The sequence below is a fragment of the Methylobacterium litchii genome (assembly GCF_038442315.1).
Taxonomy (GTDB): Bacteria; Pseudomonadota; Alphaproteobacteria; order Rhizobiales; family Beijerinckiaceae; genus Methylobacterium; species Methylobacterium litchii.
In genome coordinates this window covers 1-2,366 of sequence record NZ_JBBXMY010000045.1, presented here as the reverse complement: position 1 = coordinate 2,366, position 2,366 = coordinate 1, and the positions used below count along the sequence as shown (strand labels likewise).

Annotated in this window: 1 protein-coding gene and 3 pseudogenes; 3 read left to right on the top strand and 1 reads right to left on the bottom strand. The window is 53.3% G+C overall.

Features of this window, described 5'->3' with window-relative positions; translation table 11 throughout:
- Positions 1-118: pseudogene (locus AAHF99_RS27075) on the top strand (IS5/IS1182 family transposase); the annotation flags it as partial.
- A gap of 179 nt (positions 119-297) precedes the next feature.
- On the top strand, positions 298-1,248 hold the full coding sequence (locus tag AAHF99_RS27070) for a glycosyltransferase (protein ID WP_342167415.1): 951 nt from the start codon (positions 298-300) through the stop codon (positions 1,246-1,248).
- 100 nt (positions 1,249-1,348) lie between these two features.
- On the opposite strand, the pseudogene AAHF99_RS27065 reads toward AAHF99_RS27070, so the two are convergent.
- Positions 1,349-2,038, bottom strand: a pseudogene (locus AAHF99_RS27065) (IS5 family transposase).
- Between AAHF99_RS27065 and AAHF99_RS27060 the strand changes: the two are divergent.
- Positions 1,922-2,366: pseudogene (locus tag AAHF99_RS27060) on the top strand (IS110 family transposase); the annotation flags it as partial. The pseudogenes AAHF99_RS27065 and AAHF99_RS27060 overlap by 117 nt on opposite strands.

The window sequence follows — 2,366 nt, the reverse complement described above, 5'->3', positions numbered from 1 at the left end:
CGCCCAGTTCCGCCGCCTTGCCATCCGCTACGAACGACGGGCCGACATCCATCTGGCCTTCTCGACCCTGGCGGCCGCCCTCATCGTTTGGCGCTTCATCGAACGATGGTTTTGTTAGGCGCTCTTAATCTGAGCAAGTACCATAATTCTTCGCCTTGTCTTTCGCATATCATCGTGGTAATCCGCGCACAAGGCAATATCAGTAATATTATAATATCTGACACAGCTACAAGTCATATAATTGACAGAAGTGCTAAAATCCTATCGTGTAAATTGGTTTAGATGGAGGATAAAAAATTGAATAAACTCGATAAGATTTTTCTATCTGTCATTGTGTGCACAAAAGATCGAAGCGATCAACTTCGGAATCTACTAAACAGCATGAAAAAGATGGAAGTCATCTCATCAATCAATTGGGAGCTAATATTAGTAGATAATAACAGCGTGGACGAAACGGCTAAGGTAATAAGCGATAGCATCAATGATCTTCCGATTAGGTACGTTTTTGAGCGAGGCCGCGGTCTTTCGAGGGCGCGAAATGCTGGAGTGTTAGCAGCAAGAGGTTCACATATTCTATGGACGGATGATGATGTGATTGTATGTAAAGATTGGCTTAAGTCATACTATGAGCAAATAAAGTCTTTTGCTGAAACTCCGGTTTTTGGCGGGAACATTACTCCTGTCTTAGAGGCCGGGGGCGATAAGTGGTTCGCTGATAATATTAAGGCTTTTGAGTTTCTGTTGGCGCGGCGGAATTTTCAAAATTCTGGTTGTTTTGATGCCGCTAACAGAACTGTACGGCCGTTCGGAGCAAACTATTGCGTTAGGGCAGATTTGCAGAAAGCTTGCCTTTACGATCCCGAGCTTGGAGCTGGATCGATTAATGGTTATTTTTCGGAAGAGGAAGACTCGATCCAGAGGATATTGGAGCTCGATGGCGGTGAAGGAAGATGGGTGCAAGGCGCTGAAGTGCAACATATGATACCCAAAAGTCGACAGACTAAAAAATACGTTATCAAGTATTATCATGCTTTGGGAGCTACAACGATCTACAATGCACCGAAAAGAGGACACGTGATCCCAAGTAAAATTCGTCTCAAAAGAAACGTTATATTTTCTAAGCTAAGGTATATGATGGCGAATATTCCATTTTTACCCATATCAGAAGGACATGCGGCAGCCAGCTATGCATTTCATTTAGGAAGATACTCTGAGTCTTTGAAGATAAGTTTGGTCGTATCTCGCTAAATTAGTGTTTCGGGCATTTCCCCCGGTGACCCGACCAGACCTGACCCGCTTGCTTCGAACTAAGCTGATTGAGACGATCAGTTACCCTCCGGACTCATAATCAGTAGCTGACGGTGGCGGCGAGGCAGACGGGGGCGACATAGTGGATTGCTAGACGGTCGTAGCGGGTGGCGATGCGGCGAAAATCCTTGAGAGGGCCGAACATACGCTCAATGGCGTAACGTCCGCGATAGAGTACATGGGAGAAGCACAGCCTCTACCGGCGGTTGGTTTTGGGCGCGGCTCTGGCTGCCTCGATCTGTCGCCAAATGACGTCGCTGTCGTAGCCCTTATCCGTCAACACGATGCGGCAGCGGGTAGGCGATCGAGCAGCAGCGCGCCGGCCTTGCAGTCGGGGGCCTGCCCACCGGTCAGCAGGAAGGCGAGCGGGCGGCAGAAGCAGTCGGTGAGGGCGTGGATCTTTGTCGTACGCCCGCCCCGCGAACGACCGATGGCTTGGCTGTATCAGCCACTCTGCCCTCTGCGGCGCACCGGTGGGCCTTCACAGCGGTGGGATGAATCAGCACGTAAGAAGACGGCCCGCCGGCTCGGGCGAGGGTCTCAACCAGCTGACCCTGACCCACTTGGCCGTCCAGCGCACGAAGAGATTGGAGAGGGTCTTCCTTTGCCCGTAGAGATCGTACGCCCGTACGTCAAGGCGCAGAAGAACGACGACCGCAACGCCGAAGCCATCGCCGAGGCGGCGACCCGCTCGACGATGCGGTTCATGGCGCTCGAGTTCGAGGCGCAACTGACGTGCAGACCCTGCATCGGGTCCGCGAGCAACTCGTAGGCTAGCGAACGGCGCTGATGAACCAAGTCCGCGCCGTCTTCCTGGAGCGCGGCCATGTCGTCGCGCACAGGTGGGCCAAGCTGGCCGCCTGTCTAACCGCCTGACTCGACACGGAGGCGGGCTCCTCGCTCACACCGCACATGCGCACCCTCGTGGTTGAGGTGCACGAGCGGTGGCAGGGCCTTGACCGGCGTATCACCGTGCTGGATGCCGAGTTCGCCGAACAGGCGCGCACTCAAGAGAACGCGCGTCGGCTGACGACCATCCCGGGCATCGGCGCCCTCAA